Genomic DNA, 2729 nt, shown 5'->3' with positions numbered 1-2729 from the left:
GCATCTATGGGCACTTCTGCATGGTAACGATTCGCACGGTCTAGAGCTGTTTTTAAGGAGACGGGCGCTGCATCTCCCTGCACTTGAGCGGCAATCAGGGTGATATTAAGTTGCGGGAACCGTTCCGCTAACACCGATATGATATCGTGAATAGCTGCGCCGGTATCTGAAGTGATAACGGCTATATGCTGTAATACGCGAGGCAGCGGTTTCTTTCGTGATTGCTCAAATAAACCTTCTTGCAGAAGCTTTGCTTTTAAAGCTTCAACGGCTCTGGCCATGGCGCCAACGCCAGATTCTTCAAGATAATCGGCGATTAGCTGATATGAGCCTCGACCCTCATACAGGCTTACTTTGCCATTGACCAGTATTTGCATCCCAGGCTTTAGACGGGTACGAATAAACTGATTTTTACCACGAAACATTGCGCAGCTGATCTGCGCATTATCGTCTTTCAGCGTGAAGTACCAATGGCCTGAGGCTGGCGCAGAAAAGTTAGAGATTTCACCGCTCACCCATACCTTGCCAACGTGCATTTCCAAGGCACCTCGTGCAAATTGATTGAGTTCAGAAACCGATAATACAGGGCTGTCTGTTTCGGAGCTTACACGCATAAGAAATCTATACCATCTAGCAAGGTAATAAAGCTAATTTTAAATTGTTTCTATAAGAATAAAAACTTATAATCCGCCAGCATACCAAGTAAAGCGAAATCATGCATAGGTAATTATTACCTGTCTGCTTGGCCAGCTTTTTAACGTTTTTCCTGCCTACATAAAGGTATGCCCATGTTACGTGTAAAACAAGAAGCACTGACATTCGATGATGTCTTATTGCAACCTGCTTATTCAGAAGTGACCGCGCGCGATGTCAATATAAAGACGCGCTTGAGTCGTAATATTGAGCTGAATATCCCCTTGCTCTCAGCCGCTATGGATACCGTTACCGAGGCGCGTCTTGCTATTGCGATGGCACAAGAAGGCGGCATTGGCATTATTCATAAAAGCATGTCTATTAAAGAACAGGCAAAGCAAGTGCTTGCGGTTAAAAAGCATGAGTCGGGCGTGGTGAAAGACCCAATTACGATTCAGGCAAATGCCTGTATTCGCGACTTATTAAGCATTAAAGAAAAATACCATATTTCAGGTGTGCCAGTACTCGATGGTGACGACCTAGTGGGTATAGTGACGAACCGTGATGTGCGTTATCAAGCTGACCTTGATGCGGCTGTTAGTTCTATCATGACCACGAAAGATAAGTTGGTAACGGTCAATGAAGATGCTAATCATGATGTGGCGAAAAAATTATTGCATGATCATCGTATTGAAAAGCTGCTTGTGGTTGATCAAGACTTTAATTTGCAAGGTATGATTACTGTTAAAGATATCCATAAAGCCAACACCTATCCTCATGCCTGTAAAGACGAACTGGGTAGGCTTCGGGTTGGAGCTTCAGTAGGCACTGGTCCTGATACAGATGAGCGCGTTGAAGCATTGGTTAATGTTGGCGTTGATGTGTTAGTTGTTGATACTGCGCATGGCCATTCTAGAAATGTGTTAGATAGAGTTAGAATGATTAAGCAATCTTATCCGCAGGTTGATGTGATTGGCGGTAATATTGCTACTGCTGAAGCTGCTGCAGCATTAATTGAAGCCGGTGCAGACGCGGTGAAAGTAGGCATTGGCCCCGGCTCGATTTGTACCACGCGAATCGTCACAGGTATCGGTGTACCGCAAATCTCAGCGATTGCCAATGTGGTTGAAGCCGTATCAGGCACTGATGTTGCCGTCATTGCAGATGGTGGTATTCGTTACTCAGGTGATTTTGCTAAAGCTATCGCGGCAGGTGCGCATGCGGTAATGATGGGTTCCATGCTTGCAGGCACAGATGAGGCGCCGGGTGAGATCGAGCTTTATCAAGGGCGTTCATATAAGTCTTATCGCGGTATGGGTTCGATTGGTGCGATGAATCAAACGACCGGTTCTTCAGATCGCTATTTTCAAGATGCCAGCAAAGGCGCCGAAAAACTGGTACCAGAAGGTATCGAGGGTCGTGTGCCTTATAAAGGCCCAGTCAGCGCCATTATTCATCAGCTGATGGGCGGTCTTCGTTCATCAATGGGTTATACCGGTAGTCTCACTATCACCGATATGCGCACTAAGCCTGAGTTTGTTCGCGTGACGTCAGCTGGTATGAGTGAGTCGCATGTACATGATGTGTCTATCACCAAAGAAGCGCCAAACTATAAAGTCTCTTAATTGTTATTGCCCTGCTTAAGTTTATTCGCCGGGCAATTTTTCTACAGGAAATCCGATGAGTTTAGATATCCATGCCCAGCGCATTTTGATCCTTGATTTTGGCTCTCAATACACGCAACTGATCGCTAGGCGCATTCGTGAAGCCGGCGTGTATTGCGAAATTCACCCATGGGATATGAGTGAAGCTGAAATCACAGCATTTAATCCGCGCGGTATTGTGCTATCCGGCGGGCCAGAGACGGTGACGCAGCAAGACACGCCACGTGCTCCTGCTGCAGTCTACGATATGGGGCTGCCATTGCTTGGAATTTGTTATGGTATGCAAACCATGGCACAACAGTTAGGCGGCAAAGTAGAAGCCTCTGATGTGCATGAATTTGGCTACGCAGAAGTTGCGATAAGTGGCGACGCCAAGCTTCTTCAGGGTATTGTCGATAAAGAACATGATGGCCAGCAGCTGCTGGATGTGTG

3 protein-coding genes are annotated in these 2729 nt (G+C 46.4%); 2 read left to right on the top strand and 1 reads right to left on the bottom strand.

Translation table 11 applies throughout. From position 1 onward, the window contains the following. Window positions 1–614 (bottom strand): exodeoxyribonuclease VII large subunit (gene xseA, locus HRU21_12550; GenBank protein ID NRA43120.1); only part of this gene is annotated, 614 nt, incomplete at its 3' end. A gap of 168 nt (window positions 615–782) precedes the next feature. Here xseA and guaB point away from each other — a divergent pair. Both guaB and HRU21_12540 read left to right on the top strand, forming a co-directional pair. Next, on the top strand, window positions 783–2258 hold the full coding sequence (gene guaB, locus HRU21_12545) for an IMP dehydrogenase (protein NRA43119.1): 1476 nt from the start codon (window positions 783–785) through the stop codon (window positions 2256–2258). A gap of 55 nt (window positions 2259–2313) precedes the next feature. Continuing rightward, window positions 2314–2729, top strand: a 416-nt coding sequence (locus HRU21_12540) for a gamma-glutamyl-gamma-aminobutyrate hydrolase family protein (protein ID NRA43118.1), incomplete at its 3' end; no start/stop codon positions are given.

Source organism: Pseudomonadales bacterium, assembly GCA_013215025.1.
Lineage (GTDB): Bacteria > Pseudomonadota > Gammaproteobacteria > Pseudomonadales > DT-91 > DT-91.
The sequence above is the reverse complement of the archived record's forward strand: the minus strand, read 5'-3'. Positions and strand labels throughout refer to the sequence as shown.

Bases quoted from the DNA above. Each gene is read 5' to 3' on its own strand.
- guaB (NRA43119.1), top strand. From the start codon at position 783: ATGCCCATGTTACGTGTAAAACAAGAAGCACTGACATTCGATGATGTC.